A 23795-nucleotide genomic window follows, 5' to 3' on the forward strand; every position below is an offset into this window, starting at 1 on the left:
TCGTGTCGAACACGACCCGCGCGGCGCATTGCCCGTGCTTCGGTCGACGGCTTTCTGTCCTGAACCGGCCCGACAGTTCGTTGGCCCGCGTGCCCATGACGCGGGCTCGCGCGCGTCGGATACTTCTGCCCGCGTGGTTGAGTCTGCCGCAACCCTGAGCACACCGTGCTTCCGAACACACCCGTACGCCACACGATCTCGCGCGGCGAAACCTTCTGGCGGAAGTGCGCCACCCAATCCCGGCCCACATCCTCACCTTGATCGCGCCTCCTCCACCATCGCCGCGACAGTCCGAACATGACTTTGGTCGACTGCTGTGCAGGGCTAGTGGAAAACGCCAATTTCCGTCGGGAGGGCATTTGTAGACACTGGACTTGGTCATTTGATCAATTTCATGAAGCGACGACAGACGTTCGGCCAAGCGACGCAATGAAGCTACGTTCGTGACGTCAGGCTAAGCGGCGCATTGATCTGTCGGCGAGACACGAGATTTCAGAAGCGGCATTCCTCACAATTTCAGGGCGTCCGAGTATATGGTCACCTGACTCAGTCATAAGACCCGATACCGGATCTGGTGTTCCCAGAACGAATTTTTCACAAGGAGTCGAGCATGGACAGGCTGGCAAAGAAAAACGAGTGGTTCGCAAGAGCCGAAAAGGTCATCCCTGGCGGGATGTACGGTCACCAGAGCGTCAAGTATTTGACGGAAGATTTCCCGCTGTACTTTGCAAAAGCGAAAGGGACCTATCTCTGGGACGTCGACGGCAACAAGTACATCGACTACGTGTGTGGTTACGGCACGAATCTGTTCGGCTACGGCAACGAGCGGATCGAGCAAGCTGCGGCCCTTCAGCTGCAGAAGATCGACACGGCGACGGGCCCCAGTGAGGTAATGGTCCAGCTCGCCGAGGCGCTCACTCAACAGGTCAGCCACGCCGATTGGGCGATGTTCTGCAAGAACGGCTCCGACGCCACTTCGATGGCCATGGTGATCTCGCGAGCCTATCGTGAGAAGCGAAAGATTCTTGTTGCACGAGGCACGTACCATGGTGCGTCCCCGTGGAACGTGCCCTATACGACGGGGATTACCAAGGAAGACCGGGCTCACGTCGTCTACTTCGAGTACAACGATATCGAGAGCCTCAATGCCGCTGTCAAGAGCGTCGACGGTGACGTAGCGGCCATCTACGCGACGCCGTTCCGCCACGAAGTGCTCTACGATCAGTTCTTCCCGTCGATCGAGTACGCGAAGGAATGTCGTCGCCTCGCGGACGAGCAGGAAGCGCTTCTGGTCGTTGACGAGGTCCGTACGGGGCTGCGCCTGTCGCGTGACTGTTCATGGTCGGACTGGGGTGTGCACCCGGACCTCAGTTGCTGGGGCAAGGCCATCGGCGGCGGCTACGCGATCGCCGCGGTTCTCGGTTCCGACAAGGCACGCGAGGCCGCGACGAATATTTTCGTCACGGGCTCCTACTGGCTCTCCGCTGTGCCGATGGCCGCGGCCATCGAAACGCTGCGCCTGGTACGAGAAACGGACTACCTCGAACACACGAAGCGGTTGGCGGACAAACTGCGCGCCGGCATTGCCGAACAAGCCGAGCGGCATGGCTTCGAACTCAAGCAGACCGGGCCGAGCGTCATGCCCCAGATGCTTTTCGCGGGTGACGACGAGCTCGTGTCGCGCGGCCGGGCGTGGGCTTCGGAAGTCATCAAAAATGGCGCCTATCTCCACCCGTGGCACAACATGTTCTTCACGGCGAGCCATACCGACGAAGACATCGCGCGTACGCTCGAGGCGACCGAAGCAGCGTTTGGCACGATCAAGCAGAAATCGGTTGCATTGAACCGTCTGGATATCCTGGACACCGTGCAGCGTTAGTGCCGGATGTTTCATGAGCCTTCGGCCCACGGCCGAAGGCTGTATTGCCGGGCGAATTCGCCCGGCAATACAGCCCTGAATGGCAGCTCGATCAATCGATACACGTGGCTCCAGGCAAGGCACGATCCGCTCTCGAACCGTGTCTTCGCCAAATTCCCGTCGCCTATCTCGTCCGCGGCCAATCGCCCTTCTGCTTTGAAAGCCTTGTCTCTCTGCCATCAAAGGTTGAGTGCATGTGTCCACGCGGACACTTGGCATCAGACCTTCTGCCCTCACTGGAAGGGCGTCCCTCATCGACTGCTCGATCAAGTGCCTGCACGGAAGACCGTCGGCCGGACATTGGTGAAGTTCGGCACATCGCCGACCACCTCAGCCGTTCTGGCAGAAGACAGCGCGGCATCGATTCCGGCCTGATCGCTGAAACGCAGTACCGTAATGCATGCAAAGGGCTGTGGACCCGGCGCCGGAAACAGAACCTCCGCCGACTGCAGGCCAAACTCGCCCCACGCTGCCCGTACAAGCGAGGCATGCGTTGCAAGATAGTACTTGCGATCAAATGTCACACCCGCTACTGCCGGATAGCTCACGATCAACGTAGCCACATCTATTCTCCTGTATGAACGGCCCAAGGTATTCCGGCGAGGGGCGCGGCAATCACTGCGGATTTCGTCCCAGACTGCCAAGGGTATAACCTCGAATGAGGTTCATCTCCTTTTCGTGCGCGCGCTCCAGCGCACAATAGGCGTAATACAACGAAACGGACATGTAAGACCAGGAAAGCAGCGCGAAGATATAAAAAATCATGTGATCGCTGTCGCCAGGTATATGGTAAAAATCATAGGTGCTCGCAATAATTTGCGTGGCGACCAGTGCCAGGATCACACTCACGGCGTTGCGCTTCTCGCCAATTCTCAGCAACTTCCCGACAACGTAAACGAGATATACCGAGAACAAGGACCACATCACCAGATAGAAATAGGGCTTGGGTTCAACCATGAAATCTGCTGCCCACACAACGATGGTTCCCGCCAGCGCACCCACCACATACACGGCATCCGTGACGATCGATGGTTTATATCGATGCGTAACAGCCATCATGCCCGCGATGGTGATAACGGGTACGCCGAATCCTCTGGAAAATGCATCGCAAAAAAGCGAGACACTTAAAAAAATGGGCTTACCGGTCAACGCATTGATCATCAAATTCGTTGCCGAGAACGTCGTCACCAGCCACTCGAACCCGAGGAGGCAGTTGCGCTTCTTGAGAAGCTTCACGCCATAGACGAGGGAAGTCGTGATCAATGCGAGGTCGGCAAGACAGTAAAGATAAAATTTGAGTTCCATGGCAAATTCCAGTGATCATCGAGAATTTGGGCAACCATTACGCTTGACCACGTCAATACTCATCCCTGCATCACCTCTCGACGCGAGATGGCGCTATCGATACAGGTTGGTTTGGCACTGGCATGGCAGGCGGCAGGCGCCCCCCCGGCGCCCGCGACGGACCGGGTACGTTCGTGCAGCAAGTCGATCGCTTCGCCTCTCGCGTCAGGCGATAGCTGCCTGGGAATGTCGTGACTTGAGCTGCCGGATCGCAACGCTGGTCAGAAAGATCGGCACCACCAGCAACCCGACGGAGAGCCAGCCGACCGCGCGCAAACCGGCCACACTGAACACCGTGCCAGCAATCGCGGGGCCCACTGCCAGGCCAAGATTGATTGCCGACGCACAGGTCGCCGTGCTTCTCCCGCTGGAATCCATTTTTGAGAGTGCAGCCACCATATAAGGGGCAACCAATGTCGCACCGGCACTGACGAGGGCCGTCGATACGAGAAACGCCCACCGGCCGCCCACGCAATACATACCGATGCTGCATGCGATCAACAGCGCGAGTCCCAAGGCGATCGGCTTGAACAAGCCAAACCGATCACCCAGCCACGTGACTGCTACTCCCACCGGCAATTGGACTGCGGCATTGACCATGAACAGAACGCCGAGTTGCTCTGCTTCGACACCTCGAGTCGCAGCGACCTCCGCGGCGAATCCCATGAGGGCCGTCTGCGAAACGTAGATGAAAAATGCGCTGGCCAGAATCCCCCGGACGTCATTGGATCTGATGGCATCCTTCGCGACATCTTCCTCGCTTGCGTTAATGGCAGGATGCATGAATGCCCCGAAGAACAGAGCCGCCACGACGATGGCGAGCTGGACGGCATCCGCTCCGATACTGCCCATCTTCACATTCATGATCGGTACAACGTACATCGCAAGAGAAAATATGACGGCCATCGCCACGGCAACTTGTGCCGCGACCTTCTCCGGGTGCCTGACGTGTGAAATCACTCCGTACGCGCAAACACAACTCACGCCCAACGCGACTCCGAGAACCAGTTTTGCGGCGACAAATACATAAAAATTATTTGAAAACATCGCGCAAGTCGACAGAACGGCAAGCGCCGCCGCAGTACGCGCGCCCGTCCTCTTGTTCAACGTCGCCATGTGCCGTCCAAAAATGACGATGGAGAGCGAAAGACAGAGAAGTACCGCGGACGCAAGCCATCCCGCGCTGCTTTCGGACAGTCCGAACCTGGCCATCGATTCTTCGATGTTGAATGGAAGCAGGTAGGTTGGCGTCCAGACCACGGCCCCTGTATAAAGCAGAGCGATTTTTCGGATTCCCTTGATTTCGTAATTCACGATCTACTCCTTGTCATTTGCACGAATGCGAGATCGTGTCGAGGCATCGAAATCGCCCTCCCGCTCGCATCCACACTTGCACTGTTTCGAAGACTGCTTCATTCGACCGAAAAATCGCAATACCAACCTTGCCCGCTCTTCGCCAACCGAAATATCAGCTGGCGCGGCAACGCTTACAACCAGCCAAGATCGATACCGATGCGGCAATTGATAATACGAAGTGGATGCCATGCCGAATCCGGAATGCCTATGTTCTGGATGACGAACCTCGCCCTTCTGTGGCCTTTCCGGTGCGACGTCGTATCCCGAGATTGTCTGTAGTGCAAGCGCGCCATCAGCCGTAGCGGCGAGCACCACCGACCGCCCGCGATGCATTTACGCGATGGAATCGCCCGATTTCCATCTGAGAACCGGGCCAGGATCCCACCACACATCACATCCGTTAATCGAAATGCCCGACCTCGAGGAAATCCTTCATTTTCAGCAGGTCGTTCGGGTCCGACATTTGTCCGTTACGCTCGACAAAGCCGGCAAAAGTCGTTCCGTACGTCCAGCCGAGCAATCGCTGCAGTTCTTCCGGATAGCGCTTCACGCGTTCAATCGGCAGCGTGAGATACTGGTTTTCTTCCTGCCGGAGGATCGCCAGGTCATAGGACATCGTCAGGCCGGTTCGCGGTGCATCGCTGGTATTCTGCCCGCCGCCGTGATAAGTGGAGCCAATGAAGAAAAGGGCATCGCCAGCGGACATTACCGAGGGAACGGCTTCCTCCTGCTTGGGCATGCGCTCGTCATCCCACTTGTGGCTACCCGGGATGACAACGGTGGCGCCGTTTGCCTCCGTAAAGTCGGATACTGCCACCATGACCTGGAACCTCGCTTCACGCCCATAGTTCGGGTGCCGCCAAAGCCATACCGAGTCGTCTCGATGCAACGGCTGAAGGCCTTGACCCGGCAGAATCTGAATGGCTTGCGTCACCCCCACCTGAATATCCGGAGCGATATCGATCTGGTTCTCACCGCTCCAGATCTTGATCGGCGTCTGCAGGATACTGCGCGCCGCGCCCAGGTAGAGCGGGTGCAAGGCAACCTCGGCCATCCAGTCGGTACGCGCGAAGAGGCGCGAGACGCGACGCGTCTGCGTACCTGCGAAGTATTCGTCTACTCCATTCGGAGCGGACTCGAGCGTGTCAAAGAGCGTACGCTGGATTCGCGCAAGCAAGTCGGAATCGAGAAAGTTCTTGACGATCGCTCCGCCATCTTGCCGAACTGCATTCGCAAGATCTTCAGGAGTGCTATTACTGGAAAGGCGTTGCAATGACATGATGATTCCTCCAACAGATTTTTACTGGTTAAAAAGTGCAGCGTATCCTCGGTCACCATCGCCTTCTGCAATGGATGACAGGATCTGCTCGCGGATAGCCTTCAGAATTCTCGGCGGATGTCCGATGTCTTCCTGCGCCTGCTGGAACTGACCGGTCGCTCGCGCGTAGATGTCCAGGTCTGCGCCCCGTGGTTGATAGTCGGAAGCCGACACGGATTCGAACAGACCTTCGATGAAGCGAGTCTGACCGGCGATATAGGTTGGAATCAGGTCACGAATCTCGTCGATCGAAATGCCTGAATTCACCACGAATCTGAGACCTTCCAGGAAGGCCGCGCCAGCACCAAAGACAAAGGTCCCCGTCAACCCGGCGTCGAGTACGTTCGGCACGTCGGGTCTTGTACTGACGTATGTGGATTGCGGCGCGATCTTCCGAAGCAGGGGTTCAACTTCGTTCCAGATCTTTTCTTCGCCACCAAAAAGGATGACGGCGTTCTCGCCGCCGATCTCGGGCGGGAAGCACTGAATTGTTCCGCTGATGAATTTCGCTCCAGCGCCACTCACGATTTGATCCAGTGTCTGGACCTCCGACGGCCGCCCCGTTGCCAGATTGACAACCGTTTTCCCTTTCAGGCGCTCGCCCAACTCCTCGAAGTCCGCCGCGAGGTCAATCGGTGTCGCTGTCACGACAACGATGACATCCGCCTGAGCACAGGCTGCCGTGGCACTATCGGCAACGCGAGCGCCCAGTTCACGCACGCACTGTGCCTTCTCCGCTTTTCTGTTCCAGACGACGACCGGCGCGCCTCCCTCAATCAGAGAGGTGGAAATTGCAGCCCCCATCGCCCCCAGGCCCAAGACAGCAATCAAATTGCTCATTCGCATTCCCTATCGTTTCCGTTGACCACTCCACCAAGAAACAGCCATCGCTCAAGTCAACAAACATGATCTTTTGACTTGATCAAATGACTGTCAAGCAAAGCACATGCCAACCCGATTCAAGTGTTCGTCCGTCCCTGCATTGCAGTTGACGCGCCCTGTGGCGAGACCTATGCCCCGGAGAGGGGAATCAGCCGCACCAAGTGATTCCCACAAAGTCACGTCAGCGGTGCAGAGAGGTTGACTTGATCAAATGACCACGAATCTACAGGCACGAGTCTTATGCCTCGACAGGACATTTGGAATACGGAGTTTCCATTAGCCCCCTCATGAAAGCACCGTACAAGCCAACGCGGCTGCGCCCGTTCCACGACGCGCATGGCTGTCTTTTCGTGCACACACGTCGGTCACCGCACCTGCGCATCTCCCGAGACAGCATCATCGAAACGGGAACGCAGCGCTGCTCGACAAACGGCGCATCGCTTGATGAGCCGGGCCGATGCCCGATGAATGAGTGCGCTCCTGGTTCCCGAAGCATGCGGCCGAATCGCGTCGGCTTCGTGATGTTGGCCTGGCACCGCGACACACCGGCACCGTAGCCATGCCCGGCACGTACCAGCGAACGACATTTCTCGCACCGCCATAGGTGCGCCACATCCGAGCAGGACAATGCCTTACGTTGCTTGCGAAATGCTGCTCATCGTCATGCTAATATCCGAGAATTCGACTACCCCAGCACGGGTAGCGCCTTTGGACGAAGACATAAAACGGAGCTCTGGCCTATGCAGAGAGTACGGGCTGAAGTCCGCCGCCAGGACCTCGTAGCGGCGACTGTCGCGGTTATTGCAGAGCACGGTGTGAAGGGTGCCACGACCCGCCGCATCGCCGAGGCTGCAGGGTGCCCACTGGCTTCCCTGCACTACGTCTTTCACTCGAAGGACGAACTGTTATTCGCTGTCTACGAGTCCTTGATCGACCTGATCCGCTCGGATAGCCCGGAGGCTCCGGAGCACGGCACCCTGTCTGACCTGGCGGAGTTCAACCTGCGCTCCGTGATGGCCTGGTTCGAAGCAAACCCGACATACGCGAAGACTCAGTCAGAATTGTTTACCTGGGCACTCAGGCATCAGCCCGATGTGGCCATTGGCGCCTTTCGCATTTCCCTCGAAGGCGCCCGCGGCAACCTGTCCTCCGCCGAGCCTCGTGCGGATGCCAAGGCACTGGATGCCATCGCGCGGTTGACCATTATCCTGATCGACGGGTTGCTTTTCTCCTGGTTTGCCCAGGAAGATCCGAAACGTCTGGCTGCTGATGTCGACCATGCCAGCAGGATGCTGGCTTCCTATGCAGCGACACTTTCGGACGCTCGCTCTACTGCCAAGCCCCCTCGCAAGTCGGTACGGAAGCAGTAAGTTGCTGCCATCTGCCTCGAGGCGCCGGCTTCCCGGTAGCCTCACGGCAGCAACGTCGCATCGCCTCTTCAAAATGTCCACACGGCTCGCGGCGCATGACGTTTGCAACGTCGTTTCATGCGCCGCCCTATTCGCAGGCTCTGCTCGAAGGTGCTGTCAGTAAACGTCACTCGCGTCCAACTGCGGCACGTGCGACGCGAGGTAACAGGCATCGCCGAGACTTCGCACAAACTGCCGCCAGGCATCAAGCTTCCATCCGCATAGAGACCTGACGCTCCAGGCAGCCTCAAGGCTTACGTTGCGCCCCTTTCGCCCACGGGTTTACCTCCATCGACGGCAAGCCTCTGTCCGTTTAACTTTAACCGATCATTTGATCAAGTCATTGGATCAGTCCATCTGGAAACGGCTCGACCGAACGAACTGGATATTCGGGACACCAGTGGCCCGGCCCGTCCATAGACAAACTTTCAAGAAGCCGACATAATTCACGACGTTTATGGTCGCTTGACCATGTATCTCGAACGAACGCTACACGGCTGCATGACGTGGACGGAAGAGGGTTTTTCGGGTACCGGAGTTTACCAATGACAAGAGTTCGCGCTGCGTTGCGGCGACAAGATTTTGTTGACGCTGCCGTCGAGGTCATCGCCGCGCATGGCGTCGCTGGAGCCACCACGCGCCGAATCGCTGAAGCCGCAGGCTGCCCTCTGGCATCGCTCCACTATGTATTTCATACCAAGGACGATCTGTTTGACGCGGTTTACGAATCCCTGTTTGATCTTCTCGCGACGAACGCTCCCGCTGATATTGAATTCCAGTCTTTCGGCGAACTTGCCGGATGGCAGCTGCGCAAGATAGTCGAATGGCTCGTGCAGAATCCCTCATACGCCCGGGCGCAGTCGGAACTGATCCAGTGGGCGGAACGTCATCGCCCGGATTTCGCGTTGAAAACCTATGTCCAGACTGTCGAGCGAACGATCGCCTACTTGGGCAAGTGCGCGCCGCAAGTCAACCGTGACATGATTGAACCCGTAGCCAGAATGAGCATCATCCTGATCGATGGATTGCTGAACAGCTGGCACGCGGAAACGAATATCCATCGGCTCAGGGCGAACCTGAATAGTGCAAGTTCAGCGTTGGAGGCGTTTGCCACCGCCATCTCGAAGTCGACCATACAGGTTTGAAAATCGACGCGATACGTCATTGCGCCAAAAGCCGACAACCTGATCGAGCCGACGCGATGCACGCTCGCTCTGCACCCCACCCCATGGCCGGCTTCGATCTTGTTACCGTTCCGGAGACGGACGAACCCAGACGCCGGGCGCCCATCCGAAATGGGCGCCCGGCGTCGATTCCAGCTAGCTGACGGCGCCCGGCGTCGCGCCGAACATGGACTTCGTCTCCAGGAACTCCTCGATGCCGGCGTAGCCCCACTCTCGACCATTGCCGGACTGCTTGTACCCACCGAACGGTGCCGCGATATCAACGGCCGCGCCGTTCAAATGTACCATCCCGGTCCGCAATTTTCTTGCAACACTTTCCGCCTGTTCGATCGAGTCACCGTAGACGTAGCCGGACAATCCGTACGGCGAGTCGTTGGCGATGGCGACGGCGTCTGATTCGTCCTGATAGGGGATGATCACCAATACTGGGCCGAAGATCTCCTCGGTTGCGATCTTCATGCGGTTGTTCACGCGGCTGAAGATCGTCGGCTTGACGTAGTAGCCCCTTTCAAGCCCGGAAGGATTGCCAAGCCCCCCAGACAGGAGAAGCGCGCCTTCGTCGATTCCCACCCGGATCATTTCCTGCACCTTTTGATGCTGACGCTGGTTCGCCATGGGCCCCATGGTTGTACCGGGATCGCGCGGATCGCCGACGACGACCTGCCCGCACGCACCGACCGCAATCTGTTCCGCCTCCTCGAGGCGATGCGCCGGCACCAGCATTCGCGATGGCGCGGTGCATGTCTGACCGGAGTTGGCCATCATCTGGAGCACCCCATGCGTGACGCCTTGCTGAAAGTTTTCGCCATCCAGAATGATGTTCGCCGATTTTCCGCCTAGCTCCAGCGTCACCCTCTTGATCGTCGTTGCTGCGGCCTGAGCGACCTCCACGCCAGCGCTCGTCGAACCCGTCAGCGACACCATGTCGATCAGCGGGCTGGAAGCGATGGCCCTTCCCAGGCGCTGCCCGGAACCCTGCACGAGATTGAATACGCCGGGAGGTACGCCTGCCTTCTCAAGGATCTCGGCAAGGACAATGGCCGAGTACGGTGCATTCTGGCTGGGCTTCAACACGATCGTGCAACCCGCAACCAGCGCCGGCGCAACCTTGCACATGACCTGGTTCATTGGCCAGTTCCATGGCGTAATCAACCCGCAAACCCCCACCGGCTCCTTCACGATCCGCGACGTGCCCTGGGTTCGTTCGAACGGATACTGCCTTGCAACTTCCAGGGTCGTATGGAGGTGCCAGAGCCCCAACGCCGCCTGAAGCGGACGAGAAATGGCGTCCATCGGTGCGCCCATCTCGAGCGTGATTGCGTCCGCCATATCCTGCAACCGCTCGGTGTAGGCACCGATCACGCGCTCGAGCATCTGGAGCCGCTCAACAAGAGGCGTGGTCGAGAATGCCGCGAAGGCGTCATGCGCCGCCTTCGCAGCCAGGTTCACATCCGCCTCGTCAGAGAAGAGCAGCACGCCGGAGACTTCGCCAGTCGCCGGATTGATGATTTCGTGCTCAATGCCTCCGTTCGCCGGCTCCACCCAACGGCCGCCTATGAACGCCCTGCGGAGATGGTCTTCTTCAAAAATCGGCATCAGCTCGCTCCATGTCAGTTGGTCTCGGGGGCGAGTCTTCAGCCGCCGAATCGCCCGGGAAGATTCATACTATCGCCTTTTTGATCATTTGGCCAAGTCACGTGACTCAGTAATAATCAGTATTGCCACCGGCACTTCAAAGTAAGACGCTTCAGGGAACGAACAGCCATGCAGCAGCAGAAAGATCTGAAGTGAGTGCGACCGGACGATGACGAAGACGAGACCACGAGGCGACTTCCAGCGAAGTCCGCCACAAGCCGAAGCTGCTTTCCCGGGCGAATCGGTTGGGTCTACCGACGCGAGCATTCAGCCATCACTGGGCGGTGAGTTCAGGCCAGCGCGCCGTTCGAGTACCCAAGCGTGCATCACAGAGGGTTAACCTTCATCGACAAGGAATTTTTCGAGCAATATTTTCTACTACAAGGTCAATTGATCAAGTCATGTGTCAGACTTCGCGCCGGATAGCCGAGAAGCAAGCAATCCGTAAAGTAATGCACCGCGATCCGGCCGCTTATTGACGTCAACGTCGAATCACAATTCTCCCTCGGGAGCGAAAGGTAATTACCATGGCAATCATTCAAGTACAGCAGATCATGCATGAGAACCCGTTGCATGCTCGCGCTCCGCATGAACCCCGCTACGAAGACGGCAGTGCGTTCTGCGACGGCAACTATGTCCCCATCACCGAAGCGACCGTCCCGCTCGTCGACGCGGGATTCCTGCATGCCGATGCGGCCTACGATGTCGTCACCGTCTCGCGAGGCAACTTCTTCCGGCTCGACGATCACCTCACGCGCATGGAAGAATCGTCGGCGAAGTTCTTCCTCGAGAATCCGTTCAATCGCGATCAGGTCAGGGAAATCCTCCACAATCTCGTGCGAAACGCCGGCCTGAAGGACGCATACGTCTGGTGGTGCGTCACCCGCGGTCCGCTGAGCGTCGATCGCCGCGACCGCAGCGCAATGAAGAACGCCATGTTTGCCTTTGCCGTGCCGTTCTTCTTCCAGGCGGACGACGAGGTCCGTACGCGAGGCTCGAACCTGCTGATCAGCAAGCTGTATAACCGCATTTCCGCGAAGGCTGTCGATCCCACGGCCAAGAACTTCCACTGGATGGACATGAAGCTCGCCCTCTTCGAAGCCATGACACAGGAAAAGGACTGGGCAGTTCTCGTCGATGAAAGCGACAACCTCACCGAAGCAGCCGGTGCCAATGTCTTTTTCGCCAAGAACGGGGAGCTCTATACCCCGGCTGAAGGCTGTCTGCTGGGCATCACGCGCCAGAGCGTCTTCGACATCGCCGCCGAGCTCGGCATCAAGGTGAACATCGGCAAATACACCGCGACCCAGTTGCGCGAAGCCGATGAAGCATTCACGTCCTCGTCCGCAGGCGGAATCATGCCCGTCAGCGCCGTTGACGATCAGCCCCTCGGCAATCGCAACGGCCCCGGCCCGATCTCCGAGAAGATTCACAACCTTTACTGGGAGAAGCGTTGGGCAGGATGGCACGCGCAGCCGGCCGAATACTTCTCGTCGGTCCCGGCATAAGCCGGAAGCCACTCGAAAGTGGCGCGCAAACAGAGCCGATGCGGTCGAGTAAGCCGCATCCGGATTTGGTAGGCGCCCGATAGCTGTATGCATCGACAGACGTCCGGCCCCCCACCAAGGCGCCGGTCAATACGAACTTCTACGTTATAGCAATGACCTGGAGTTCGTTGATTCAATAGAACAAAGTACAAACGCACCTTCATTCATTTCGCATAGCTAAAAAACGGACAGGACTATCGGCACGTTCATCCGCATTCGTCTATGCACAACCCTTTGGCAGGCACACGTTACCTGGTCAAGGTCAAGGAGATTGCTGTGGTCAAGACTCATTCTTTCAAGAAATCTGCCTCGCTCATCCGATCGGCAGCGAAATCGTCACTCATCGCTTCCGCGGTCGCGATGACTTTGACCGGTGCGTTTGCGGAAGGTACGGATTCATCTCATACGCCATCCGGGGCCGAAGTCGCCGGCACCGCGAGCGGCATCCCCGCATGGACACCTGTCGGTAACGTCGGGACGGGCTGGACTTACGGCAAGCGTCGCGCGGATTTCTTCAAATACAAATCAGACAAACCCTTGTATACGATCGACGCCAGCAATGTCGACAAATACGCGGACAAGCTCAATCCGGGTCAAATTGCGCTGTTGAAGAACCTGAAGGGCTTCACGATGCCGGTCTATCCGTCCCGGCGCACGTGTGGCGTCCCCGATTTCGTCGCGGAGAATACGAAGAACAACGTGGGCTTCGCCAAGATGTCTGCGGACGGGTCGGAACTCGCCGATGCGCATCTGCCCGGCTACCCCTTCCCTGCGCCCAAAACCGGCGCGGAGGTGATGTGGAACGCGAAGCTGCATTATCGCGGCGCCGGCGTCGAGATGCGCGACATCACCACCGCCGTCTCACCCCGGAAGGGCTCTTCCGACTGGATCAGGAACGTTTCCGACGCATGGATCTACCAGCCTTGGGGTGACAAATCCGGCACGACGTTCGCGAAGGTCAACCAAGTCGAAGGAAACGCCTACTACGCGTACAAGTCCCCGGCGGCCATTGCCGGCCAGGCCGCGATCTTCACGACCTACGCCGGCAAGCCGACCGAAGTCTTCTATTACTTCCCGGGGCAACGCCGAACCCGTCGCATGCCGTCGTATGCCTACGATGCGCCCCAGATCGGATTCGACAACCAGTACAACATGGATGAAGCGCTGGTCTTCTCCGGACAGACGGATCGATTCTCCTGGAAGTTGCTCGGCAAGAAGGAAATGATCGTTACCTATAACGACCTGGGCATGTACGACTTTTCGGACAAATTTGAAGATGCCTATGGCCCTGACTTCGTGAACCCGTCGAAGCGTCGCTACGAACTCCATCGCGTGTGGGTCGTGGAAGCCACGGTCAAGCAGGGTATGCGCCATACCGCGCCCAAGCGCCTCTTCTACGTCGACGAAGATAGCTGGAGCTACCTCGGCGCGGTGGACTATGACGCGCAGGGAAACATCTCGAAGGTTCGCGAAGGTTACATCATTCCGGTGTATGAGACGGGAAGCTGCGACACGCTCGCATTCGCTCAATACAACCTCGTCGATGGCCGATACCTCGTGGACGGTTCGATGCTCGCGGCCGGACGGGACGCGAAGTGGTCGGTCGACTCGTCGGCGGACCAACACTACAAGCCCAGCTTCTACAACGCCGATAATCTCCGTGCGTTGAGCGAGCGTTGACAGGTGCCGAAACAAAATGGCTACCACTTCCTCATTTCAGCCCCGATCCAGTGTGGCTTTCGTGCGCGCGGCGATCGCGGCGCTTGTCACCGTCGGGTGCGGCAGCGCACACGCCTTCACTTTCACGATCGGGAATGTTGAAGGCAGTTTCGATTCGACGATATCGGCCGGCGTCGGCGTTCGAACTGCCTCGCCAAGCAGCAATCTCGTATCGCCGACCTACAATCAGGCCACCGGTGCGCGGACCGGTGGCGGCCGACTCGGTCAATTGAGCGGCCTCTCCGATCAAGGCGACATCAACTACGGCAAGGGAGATCCTTTCACGAGCTATCTCAAGGGCAACCACGAGTTGGTCCTGAAGATGCCGTCGCAAGGGCTCACGTTCATGGCGCGCGGCACCTGGCAATACGACTACTCCGGGACCCACACGACAGGCGCAACCAGCGGACAGGACCTTTTCTATAACCCTGCGCCCAACCTGAGCGGCGGGCTCCCGTCCGATGCCGAGAAAAACATCCGCTTCAAGCCACGCTTGCTCGACCTGTGGGTCAGCAAGCAGTTCAACGTAGGCGACCAGATTGCACGCGTCCGTGTGGGTAATCAGGTCGTCAGCTGGGGCGAAAGCATCTGGGAAATCGGTGGGGTCAATGCGACGAATGCGATCGACGTGAATCGCGCGTCCCAACCTGGGGCGCAGGTCAAGGAGATCATCCTGCCCGCACCAATACTGAGTGTCGCCTCCGGCTTGGGTCACGGCGTGAACGTCGAAGGGTACATCCAGAGCAACTGGAACCAGAATTACCTTCCGCCGGTTGGCAGCTATTGGTCGAATCAGATCGTAGGGCCAGGCAACAACACGTATGGCGTCTCGACCATCCATCCGAAAAACGGCGGGCAGTATGGCTTTTCCATTCGCTACCAGCCCGCGGGAACGGACCTGAATCTCGGTTTCTACACGATCGCGTATCACGACAAGTTCCCGCAAGTCTCGCTGAGTTCAACGGGTGGGACGGTCTTCAGATTTCCGGAAGACCGTCACATGATCGGTGTCAGCGCCAACTTCCCCGTCGGCGATTGGGCGATCGGTACCGAGCTCTCGTACCGTCCGCGAGATGCCGTTCCCCTGAATCCGGCCAGTGGATGCGTCGCGCAAGGTGGAAACTGCTGGGTCGACGAGAAGCGATTCCAGTGGCATCTGACTACCCTCTACTCGCTCCAGCCAGGCAATTCCGGAGCCTTCCTCAAACTGCTCGGCGCCCAGACCGCCACATTGACGACCGAGACGGTGATCATTGCTTATCCCGGGCTTCACAAGAGCTATGGCGGGTCGCCGATTTCGCCTGGTGCGCTTCTGTGGGGGAATGAATTCAACGACTTGTTCGCGACCGGCGCACTCAACTCACCGGGTAGTGCACAGGGAACGAAATACTCCGGCGGGGTTGATGTCGATTTCAACTGGGTTTACGACGGCACCCTCATTCCCGGGTGGCAGGTCAATCCGGGGATATTCGTCCGATACGGCCTGTTCGGCAATACGCCGAACGTGAATGCCCAGTTCATGCGCGGCGTGACGGCCATGAACCTGTATGTGAATTTCATACAGAACCCGGCGAAGTGGCAGGTTGCATTGAACTACACCCGTTTCATGGGCCCGACCAACCCTCTGGCCAACCCGCTACGTGACAGGGACTTCGTGGCAATCGTCGCATCCCGAAATTTCTGAGGTCAATATGAATCAAACGCCTGTTTCCGACGCAGCCCGACCCAGCAAGCTGCTAAGAACTCTTCATTCGCTGGAAAATACGCTGTTCGGTCACAGGCGTCTCGTACTGGGGCTTCTGGTTCTCTTCACGGTCGTCATGGCCTGCTTCGCCGTCAAGCTTCGCATGGATGCGGGGTTTGAGAAGCAGCTTCCTCTTGGCCATGAATATACTCAGACGTTTAATGAGTATCGCGGTGATCTGCTCGGCGCCAACCGTTTGATCGTCGTCGTCAAGGCCCGCAAGGGAAGCATCTGGACGCCGGCCGCGTTGAAGCGGCTGTATGACGTCACCCAGGCGGTCACGTTTCTGCCAAACGTATCTCGCAGCAGCGTTCAATCACTCTGGACTCCAAATTCATTTGTCAATGAGATTACCGAAGACGGATTCAGAGCCGACCCGCTCATTCCCGGCACCGTGACGCCGGATCAGCTCGACGGCAACACGGTCGGTGCCATTTCGCGCTCGACTGCCCAGGGTGGATTCGTCGGCAGCCTCGTGTCGCGCGACCAGAGCAGTGCAATGGTCACCGCGGACCTCAACGAACTGGATGCAAAAGGCGAGCGGATCGACTATGTGGCATTCGATCAGGCACTCGAATCGCAGTTGCGATCCAGGTTCGAGGATTCGAACTATGAGATCCAGATTATCGGTTTCGCGAAGCAGATCGGTGATATTGCCAACGGCGCATCGTCTGTCCTGAAGTTCTGCGCGATCGCCCTGCTCCTGACCGCGTTGGCCGTCTACTGGTACTGTCGCTCCGTTCGTCTGACGATCCTGCCGTTGACGTGTTCGCTTCTCTCACTCGTCTGGCAGTTCGGCACGCTGCATCTCCTCGGCTATGGGCTCGACCCGTTGGGCGTATTGGTTCCGTTTCTCGTGTTCGCGATCGGCGTTTCACACGGTGTTCAGCAGATCAATTTCATCGTTCGCGAAATCTCTCACGGGAAGTCGGTGGAGCAAGCCGCTCGATCCAGCTTCAGCGGGCTGCTGATTCCCGGGACGCTCGCCCTTGTGACGGCTTTCGTTTCCTTCGTCACGTTGATCCTGATTCCGATTCCGATGGTCCGCGAGCTCGCGATTACCGCTTCGCTCGGTGTTGCGTACAAGATCGTCACGAATCTGGTGATGCTCCCGCTGGCGGCGTCCTTGCTCAAGGTCGACCACAATTATGCGAAGAATGCCGAGCTGCATGCCGCTCGTCGCGCTCGCGTGCTCCGGGTCCTCGCAAAGGTCGCCATTCCCCGCAATGCGGCGCTCGTCCTTCTGGCTGCCGTCGTGGTCTTCTGCGTGGCGGCCTGGGAAAGTCGAGACCGCGTAGTCGGCACCCTGCAGGCAGGCGCGCCCGAACTTCGTGCCGACGCCCGGTTCAACAAGGATTCGGTTTCCATTGCGTCGAGCTACGACGTCGGCCTGGACTGGATTTCCATCGTCTTCGAAGCGCCGCCCCAGTCTTGCAACAACGTGGAAATCGGCGCCTATCAGGATCGCTTCGTCTGGTCGATGCGCGCCGTTCCCGGCGTATTGTCGGTCGTTTCATTTTCGTCGTTGCTGCGGCAATACAACGAGGGGTACAACGAAGGCAATCCAAAGATGTCCGCGATCCCCATCGACCCGGACAACTATTCGTCGTTGGCCGGCGAGGTGGCCCGCACCCCGGGCGTCATGCGCAAGGACTGCAGCATGACCGCGGTGAACATCTATCTGGCAGACCACAAGGCGACCACGATCAATCAGGTCATCAATGCCGCGAAGCATTTTCGCGATACGAACACGCTGCCTGGCGTGAAGATCCGGCTTGCATCCGGAAACGCCGGTGTCCTGGCCGCGGTCAACGACGAAATCGAGCGCAGCGAACTGCCGATGATGCTTTACGTCTATGCGACCATCGTCTTGCTCGTTCTCCTCACGTACCGCGACCTGCGCGCTGTCCTCGCATGCTGCCTGCCGCTGACGATCGGCACCTTCATCGGATACTGGTTCATGAAGGAGTTGCAGATCGGCCTGACCGTCGCCACGTTACCCGTGATGGTGCTGGCCGTTGGCATCGGCGTCGACTATGCGTTCTACATCTACAACCGCCTGCAGCTGCATCTCGCCAACGGCGTCGGAATCGTCAAGGCGCTCGAGCAATCGATCCTGGAGATCGGGACGGCAACCATCTTTACAGCGATCACGCTCGCGATCGGCGTCGCCACCTGGTCATTCTCCGAGCTGAAGTTTCAGGCGGATATGGGCAAGCTGCTGGCCTTCATGTTCATCGTCAATATGGTCATGGCCATGACTGTTCTGCCGGCCTTCGCCGTCTGGCTCGAGCGCATCTTCCCGAGACGGCGGCCCGCGCGCGCACCTGGCCTGCTGGCACATTGAAGAAGAGGATTCCATGACTATGTATCGTAAGGTTCTCTCCATTTCGGCAGGTATCGTCATCTTAGGAACGCTGCTGGGCGGCATGCAAAGCGCGGTCTCCGCACCCGAACTCAGGCCCGTTCCGGCCGTCCTGTCCGGCATTGCGACCCAGTCGCCCGTGCTGGATGCAACGTGGGCAGGCCAGCGGGTGGTGAGTGTCGGCGCGAACGGCATCATTCTTCTGTCCGACAACCGCGGTGCGACGTACCGTCAGGCCAAGTCTGTCCCCGTGAGCTCGACGCTGACGTCTGTCAGTTTCATCGACGCCAACACAGGTTGGGCAGTCGGCCACTGGGGTGCCATTCTCAAGACCACCGACGGCGGCGAGACATGGAAGATACAGCGGCTCTCGACGACCGAGGATCGCCCCCTGTTCGGCGTTCACTTCCTTGATGCCAACCATGGCGTGGCCGTTGGACTCTGGTCGCTGATCCTTGTCACCGATGACGGCGGCAAGACCTGGACAAAAAAAGAAGCCGTTCTTCCGAATGGCAAGAAGTCGGACCTGAATCTGTTCGGCATTTTTTCAAACAGCAACGGCGACATTTTTGCTACGGCCGAGAAGGGGCGGCTCTTTATTTCCAAGGACAAGGGCAACACGTGGGATAGCACGGAGACCGGTTACAAGGGGTCGTTCTGGTGCGGTGTGGCACTCCCCAATGGTGTGCTTCTGGTCGGAGGGTTGCGCGGTACGTTGATGCGAAGCGAAGACAACGGCCATACCTGGTCACGCGCGACGCTCGACACCAAGAATTCCATTACCTCGCTTGCGTCCAGAGGCTCCACGGTATTGGCGGTCGGTGTCGACGGGTTACAGGCTCAAAGCGCCGACGATGGAAAGACGTTCCAGCAACTGCACACCGCGACCGGGACGACGTACACAGCGGCCCTCCCCTCGCCTGGCGACAAGTGGCTGATTTTTTCTCGTGACGGGGTCGTCGCACAGTAACTGACCGGTGTCCGACACGTGCAGCGGGCCGTGAATCTGAGAAACACGGCTCGCTGCCTCGAAGCCGTCCTGACCCAAGACGGATTGGGCAGCCGTAGAGCGATCGAGCTCCCCTGTCGTGGGGCGAGAAGAACGCGATGAAGAAGCGGCATACGGACGAAATGTCCATCCGCATCCCGCGGAAAACCGGGAACCCAGAGATCACATTCAATGACCTGTGCGAACGCCGCAACGCCTCGGAGCAGGCGATCTGCCGATAGCGCACCAGACTCGACGGCATGCCGACTCACCGAACAGCAGATTCGGACAACGAGCGCCGCCCGCTCCCGTCAGCCGGGTTTTCGAAGACGATAGCCGACGCCGTGCACGCTTTCCAGGATGCCCGACGCCCCTGAGGCCATCAGCTTTCTGCGCAGCCGGCTCATGTGACTGTCGACAGTGCGTGTAGATGCACCTACGTCCGTCATGCACGCGTTGAGCAATTCGATGCGTGTAAATGCACGATTCGGCAGCTTGGCCATGTGAGCCAGCAGGCGAAATTCGACGAGTGTGACGGAAACGGGCGCTTCACCGGTGGACGTTCTCACGCATGCCATATAGCTTTCCGTGTCGATCTCGAGCATTCCAACCCGGAGACGGCGCGCAGGGGCGAGCGCACCGGAGCGGCGAAGAATCGTGAGCAATCGCGCGACGAGCACTTCCTGGTTGAACGGCGTGACAATGTAATCGTCGGCGCCGGCATGCAGTGTCCGCAACCGCTCGCTGTCCAGATCACATTCCGACACGACAATGATGGGAGTATCGCTTTGCCGTCGAAGCGTGGCGAGCATTTCCACGGTATCCGCGCGCAGCTCACGAACGTCGAAAATGACCAGATCAGGCTTCAGGTTCAATTGCGTCGCAAGCAGGGCCTGAGAGGCATGGGTCCGAAATGTACGAAACCCGTTGCGAGTCAGGCAGATGTCGAGCATCGACGACATTTCCGGCGCGTCATCCGCGACGAGTATCAGCGCGTGCATGATTGAATTTACGGGTCATTGCCGTTTGTGCGCGTGAATACCTGCCGGACAGCGTTCAGGTGCCAGACAGGATTCAAGGTTCGCAGGCATGACTCGACGTGTTGAAGACGGCGCTCGGCATCGCGCGCACTGAGGCCATTGCGATAGAGGCAGGGGAGGAAAATTTCCTGCGCCCGCACCGGCCCGATGTCGAACAAGGTCGATCGACTGACTGGTTCGTTTTTTGCTGCGGCTCGTCGCCGCGAAGCGAGCACCGGCCTTTCTCCGGTTGTTGGCGCGCGTAGGTCACCGCCCGACAGCTCGACCGCAGGTGGCGACATCTGTTGCCTCGTGCTCGCCTTGCCCTTCAAAGAGCAAGGATGCTTTCATGAACGGTGGTTGGCCGCGTCACCAGACCTCACGGCTCACGCGCTCGACGCCAGAAAGCTCGCGGTGCCCCGGAGAGCGTCCAGTGAGCCCCGGCCGGCAGCGGACATTGCGACGCATATCATGCTCGCAGCGTCCGTGTACGATCGAGGCCTTTGCGCCGACGAATGCCGGCGCGGGAAAGGATCGGTCAAACCACGATTCCGGCTTTCACGCCTGCATCGCAGCCGGGAATCGCGAAATCCTCCGAATCAGATCCGAGGCTTTCTCTCCAATCATGATCGTTGGCGCGTTCGTGTTTGCACCAACCAACGTCGGCATGATCGAGGCGTCAACCACACGCAAGCCTTCCGTCCCCCGTACGCGCAATTGCGCGTCGACGACGGCGAGCTCGTCGTTCCCCATACGACACGTTCCTACCGGGTGATAAACGGTGTCGGTCCGCTCGCGCAACAACGCACGAATGTCTTCGTCGGATCGCGACCGAGACTCAAGCAGATCCTCCGTCACGAACGCCGAGATGGCCGGCGCCGCCATCAACCGCCGGGTCAACTTGTATCCCTCGACCAGGACATCAAGGTCATCCGCGTGCTCGAGGAATGCCGGGTCGATCAACGGCGCATCAAGCGGATCCGCGCTTCGCAGCTTGACCGAGCCACGGCTTTTCGGCCTCAACAGGCACACGTGACAGGAAATGCCATGTCCGAGCTGCAACTTTCTCCCGTGATCGTTGACGGGACCCACGACAAAGTGCATCTGCACGTCCGGCCGCTCCAGATCGGGACGCGTCTTCAGGAAGGCGCCGCCTTCGGCAAAGTTGGTTGTCATGGTACCGCGCCGTGACGCCCGATATTGCCTGATGTCGCGCAGCGTCTTGATCCCGCCGCGTACCGATACGCCGAGCGCATCCAGGCTATTCGTCTTGTAGCTGACGACGAAGTCCGGATGATCCTGCAAGTTCTCTCCAACGCCAGGGAGATCGGCTACGACCTCGATCCCGTGACGCTGGAGTTCGTCCCTCGGACCGACGCCGGACAACATCAGCAACTGAGGCGATTGAAGGGCACCCGCGGAAAGGATCACCTCTTTTTTTGCCCAAACCGTCTCGACAGTTCCCGCACGCGTGACTTCGACACCAACGGCCCTTTTACCGTCGAACACAATGCGCCTGACCTGCGCATGGGTCTCCACCGTCAGATTGTCGCGGGCTTTCATATGCGGAAAAAGATAGGCACGTGCAGCACTGCAGCGCTCGCCATCCTTCTGGGTCACCTGGTAGATGCCGACCCCTTCCTGCTCCGCACCGTTGAAATCGTCCGTGATGGGCAAGCCGCACTGTCGTGCGGCATCCAGCCATCGTGCCTGAAACGGATTGCCTGTCCTCAGATCACTGACCCAAAGCGGGCCGCCGCGCCCGTGCCATTCATTGCCAAGACGCTCGTTATGCTCGCTTCGCTTGAAATAGGGGAAGACGTCGCGCCAGGCCCAGCCTTCGTTGCCGAGCGCGGCCCAATCGTCGTAATCGGCATGATGGCCACGCGTGTACACCATCGCATTGATCGCAGACGATCCGCCCAACGTCTTGCCACGCGGCTGGTAGCCGCGCCGTCCCAGCAGCCCCTTCTGGGGAACGGTCTCGAACGCCCAGTTGTTCAGCCGGGACGGGACCATCAGCACCAAGGCGGCCGGTACGTTGACTGGCCATCCATCGCCGGTGCCGCCGGCTTCGAAGAGGCACAGCGTCACATCAGGGTCTTCGGTCAAACGCGAAGCCAGCACACTGCCTGCCGAGCCGCCGCCTACAACAAGATAATCGAATGAATTCTTCACGGGTCTGTGTCCTGGATAGGTGCTTGAGCGCTTCACAAGCAACTACCTGATGCATCGATTCCGCCACTCGCGTCGCAGCCCCACCGAGCCGTCGCGCAATCGGCTTCATTCCGTCATGCATCAGAACTGTGTGGCCGCATCGGCAACGTTGGAGGTCATCCATCGAGCCGCATGCGGCCACGAAATGGCGGAAAGCAAGATCAAGTCGCTACCGCCAACGTATCAATGGTGCTGCGCGCTGCCGAGTACCTTTCGAAAAATCGCGAGCCCCTTCTCGATCGACGCCTGGGCGCCCGGCGAGATCGCCCCCATGTCGAAGAACCCGTGAAGCATGCCATCGCACCTGATCGTTTCGACCTTGACGCCGCTTGCGTGGAGCAAGCGTCCATAGGCTTCTCCCTCGTCGCGCAGCGGATCGAATTCCGCGGTAACGATGACCGCAGGCGGCAACCCGGCAAAGTCCTTCGCAAGGATCGGGGCCAGTCGCGCATCCTCCCGGTCGGTATCGTCAAGCACGTAATGTCGATCAAACCACGCGATCGTCTCGAGATCGAGCAGGTAGCCTTCACCGTTTTCCTTGAAGGAAGGAAAGCCGGAGCGGTCTTGTGCCACAGCGGGGTAGATCAGGAACTGGGCGGAAAGCGAAATTCCCTCGACGTGCAGTTGCTGGGTCACGACGGCCGCGAGATTGCCGCCGGCGCTATCTCCGGCCACCGCCACTACGTCGTTTCCGCCCAACTCACCCGCGTTCGCGATCACCCATTTGGTCGCGGCAATCGCGTCGTCGGCCGCGGCCGGATACGGATGCTCGGGAGCCAGCCGGTAATCCACCGAGACGACTACCGCATTCGCGCCACGAGCCAGCTCTCGACAAATGTTGTCATGAGTATCCAGATCGCCAATGACAAACCCGCCGCCGTGAAGATAAACGACCGTCGGCAGATGACGCTCCCGGGTCGGACGATAGAGCCTCGCCCGCAGCGATCCAGTCGCGCCGGGGACGGTCAGGTCTTCCACGCTGTGCATGGCGACAACTGCATCTGGTGCACGAACGGCGCGTGCCAGATGCTGCATCAATACGCGCGCCTCTTCCGGGGTTGACTGCGGCAATGGTTTCGCGCCGGACCCGGCAAAGGATTCGAGAAAACCAGCGAGGTGCAAATCGAGTGCCATAACATCACCTTGTAAT

18 protein-coding genes are annotated in these 23795 nt (G+C 58.8%); 8 read left to right on the forward strand and 10 right to left on the reverse strand.

What is annotated here, in order from left to right:
• Positions 1-610: 610 nt before the first annotated feature.
• Complete coding sequence (locus tag DIE15_RS07265; protein WP_057923871.1) at positions 611-1879, forward strand: aminotransferase class III-fold pyridoxal phosphate-dependent enzyme; 1269 nt, start codon at positions 611-613, stop codon at positions 1877-1879.
• Between the two features lie 305 nt (positions 1880-2184).
• Here DIE15_RS07265 and DIE15_RS07275 read toward each other — a convergent pair whose 3' ends face one another.
• From DIE15_RS07275 to DIE15_RS07295, 5 genes are all read right to left on the reverse strand, one after another.
• Positions 2185-2481 (reverse strand): EthD family reductase, encoded by a 297-nt coding sequence (locus DIE15_RS07275; RefSeq protein WP_082664532.1) that lies wholly within the window; start codon positions 2479-2481, stop codon positions 2185-2187.
• A gap of 52 nt (positions 2482-2533) precedes the next feature.
• Positions 2534-3223 (reverse strand): hypothetical protein, encoded by a 690-nt coding sequence (locus DIE15_RS07280; protein WP_124832789.1) that lies wholly within the window; start codon positions 3221-3223, stop codon positions 2534-2536.
• Positions 3224-3427: 204 nt separating this feature from the next.
• Complete coding sequence (locus DIE15_RS07285) at positions 3428-4576, reverse strand: MFS transporter (protein ID WP_124832790.1); 1149 nt, start codon at positions 4574-4576, stop codon at positions 3428-3430.
• Positions 4577-5018: 442 nt separating this feature from the next.
• On the reverse strand, positions 5019-5897 hold the full coding sequence (locus DIE15_RS07290; protein ID WP_057923874.1) for a phytanoyl-CoA dioxygenase family protein: 879 nt from the start codon (positions 5895-5897) through the stop codon (positions 5019-5021).
• Between the two features lie 21 nt (positions 5898-5918).
• Complete coding sequence (locus tag DIE15_RS07295; protein ID WP_260428193.1) at positions 5919-6776, reverse strand: NAD(P)-dependent oxidoreductase; 858 nt, start codon at positions 6774-6776, stop codon at positions 5919-5921.
• 782 nt (positions 6777-7558) lie between these two features.
• Here DIE15_RS07295 and DIE15_RS07300 point away from each other — a divergent pair.
• Positions 7559-8188: a TetR/AcrR family transcriptional regulator gene (locus DIE15_RS07300; protein WP_057923876.1), complete on the forward strand. Its 630-nt coding sequence runs from the start codon at positions 7559-7561 to the stop codon at positions 8186-8188.
• 584 nt (positions 8189-8772) lie between these two features.
• A complete protein-coding gene (locus DIE15_RS07305; protein WP_124832792.1) occupies positions 8773-9372 on the forward strand; it encodes a TetR/AcrR family transcriptional regulator in 600 nt (199 codons plus the stop codon).
• Between the two features lie 174 nt (positions 9373-9546).
• On the opposite strand, the gene DIE15_RS07310 is transcribed toward DIE15_RS07305, so the two are convergent.
• Entirely contained in the window at positions 9547-11007 is a 1461-nt protein-coding gene (locus tag DIE15_RS07310) for an aldehyde dehydrogenase family protein (RefSeq protein ID WP_124832793.1), read from the reverse strand.
• A 566-nt stretch (positions 11008-11573) separates the two neighbouring features.
• Between DIE15_RS07310 and DIE15_RS07315 the strand changes: the two genes are divergently transcribed.
• From DIE15_RS07315 to DIE15_RS07335, 5 genes are all read left to right on the forward strand, one after another.
• A complete protein-coding gene (locus tag DIE15_RS07315; protein ID WP_124832794.1) occupies positions 11574-12554 on the forward strand; it encodes an aminotransferase class IV in 981 nt (326 codons plus the stop codon).
• Between the two features lie 399 nt (positions 12555-12953).
• Positions 12954-14273: a DUF1329 domain-containing protein gene (locus DIE15_RS07320; protein WP_057923880.1), complete on the forward strand. Its 1320-nt coding sequence runs from the start codon at positions 12954-12956 to the stop codon at positions 14271-14273.
• A 16-nt stretch (positions 14274-14289) separates the two neighbouring features.
• Positions 14290-15996, forward strand: a complete 1707-nt coding sequence (locus DIE15_RS07325; RefSeq protein ID WP_124832795.1) for a DUF1302 domain-containing protein — start codon at positions 14290-14292, stop codon at positions 15994-15996.
• Between the two features lie 7 nt (positions 15997-16003).
• Entirely contained in the window at positions 16004-18403 is a 2400-nt protein-coding gene (locus DIE15_RS07330; RefSeq protein WP_185734379.1) for an RND family transporter, read from the forward strand.
• Between the two features lie 13 nt (positions 18404-18416).
• A complete protein-coding gene (locus DIE15_RS07335; RefSeq protein ID WP_124832796.1) occupies positions 18417-19391 on the forward strand; it encodes a YCF48-related protein in 975 nt (324 codons plus the stop codon).
• A gap of 329 nt (positions 19392-19720) precedes the next feature.
• Here DIE15_RS07335 and DIE15_RS07340 read toward each other — a convergent pair whose 3' ends face one another.
• The 4 genes from DIE15_RS07340 to DIE15_RS07355 form a co-directional block, all read right to left on the reverse strand.
• Positions 19721-20410 (reverse strand): response regulator transcription factor, encoded by a 690-nt coding sequence (locus DIE15_RS07340; protein ID WP_124832797.1) that lies wholly within the window; start codon positions 20408-20410, stop codon positions 19721-19723.
• Between the two features lie 8 nt (positions 20411-20418).
• Positions 20419-20730 (reverse strand): hypothetical protein, encoded by a 312-nt coding sequence (locus DIE15_RS07345; protein ID WP_124832798.1) that lies wholly within the window; start codon positions 20728-20730, stop codon positions 20419-20421.
• A gap of 256 nt (positions 20731-20986) precedes the next feature.
• Positions 20987-22606, reverse strand: coding sequence for a GMC family oxidoreductase (locus DIE15_RS07350; RefSeq protein WP_124832799.1), 1620 nt, complete (start codon positions 22604-22606; stop codon positions 20987-20989).
• A gap of 222 nt (positions 22607-22828) precedes the next feature.
• Positions 22829-23779 carry an alpha/beta hydrolase gene (locus DIE15_RS07355; protein WP_057923885.1) on the reverse strand — a complete coding sequence of 317 codons (951 nt, stop codon included), beginning with the start codon at positions 23777-23779 and terminating at the stop codon, positions 22829-22831.
• Between the last annotated feature and the right edge of the window lie 16 nt (positions 23780-23795).

Source organism: Burkholderia sp. Bp9031 (assembly GCF_003857965.1).
GTDB lineage: Bacteria > Pseudomonadota > Gammaproteobacteria > Burkholderiales > Burkholderiaceae > Burkholderia > Burkholderia ambifaria_A.